This window comes from Kribbella sp. NPDC002412 (assembly GCF_053592935.1).
In genome coordinates, this window is sequence record NZ_JBSFBL010000144.1 from 1 (window position 1) to 1,090 (window position 1,090).

General features: G+C 67.6%; 1 protein-coding gene. It reads right to left on the reverse strand.

Translation table 11 applies throughout. The features are described 5' to 3' along the window. Positions 1-9: 9 nt before the first annotated feature. Complete coding sequence (locus tag ACWCOV_RS41790; protein ID WP_449834930.1) at positions 10-987, reverse strand: IS481 family transposase; 978 nt, start codon at positions 985-987, stop codon at positions 10-12. Positions 988-1,090: the final 103 nt, after the last annotated feature.

Genomic DNA, 1,090 nt, shown 5'->3' on the forward strand with positions numbered 1-1,090 from the left:
TGTACTCGGTCATGAGGTTGGTGACAGTCGGCTGGTGGGTGGTTGGCCGCCGAGTGCGGTGTGTCGGCGTTGATTGTTGTAGAACTCCAGCCAGGGTGCCAGTGCGTCGGCTCGTTGGGTGTTGGTGAGGTAGATGCGGCTGTAGGCCCATTCGGTTTGCAGGGTGCGGTTGTAGCGTTCGGCTTTGCCGTTTTGCCAGGGGCAGTGGGGCCGGATGAGCACGTGCTGGGCGTTCAGGGTGGCGAGGGCGTCGCGGACGGCCTGTGCGCGGGTGTAGCTGATGTGGTTGTCGGTCATGACGCGCTCGATGCGGGTGATGCCGTGAGCGGTGAGGTAGGTGGCTGCGCGGAGCAGGAAGGCGGCGCAGGTGGTGCCCTTCTCGTCGGTGAGGATCTCGGAGTAGGCCAGGCGGGAGTGGTCGTCGACGAGGGAGTGGACGTAGTCGAATCCGATCCGGGCCCGTTTCTGTGCCCCGGTCTGGCCGTGCTCGCGGCCGTGCGCTCTCCAGCCGCCGCCGTCGTGGATGCGGCCGATCTTCTTGACGTCCATGTGCACCAGTTCGCCGGGCCGGTCGCGTTCGTAGCGCACGGCGGTGGTCTTGGAGGCGCGGATCAGTTCACCGGTGAGCGGATCGCAGTCACGCAGGTACGGGATCTGGTGGCGGCGCAGGATCCGCGACACCGTCCGGGCCGGCACACCGGTCTCGGCGGCCAGCCAGTCCTGTCCGCGGCGCTGCGCCCGGCGTTCGCGCAGTACCCGGTCCTCGAGCGCGGCCGTCGTACGGCGTGGGCACCTGTGCGGCCGCGAAGACCGGTCCAGCAGACCCGGCTCGCCCTCGGCCAGGAACCGCGCCACCCAGCGGTGCGCGCACTGCCGCGAAACCCCCAGCTCCTTGGCGACATGAGCCACCGGCCGCCGATCATGACAGACCCGCTGAACCAGCAACAACCGACCATACAAATTCAGACGCGCGTTACGGTGGGACACGAAGACCTCCGGACTGGTGAAGACGGCTATCTCCACCGCACCCGGAGGTCTTCCCCACGTCAACCCACCAACCCCACCGTCACCAACCTCCCGGCCGAGTACA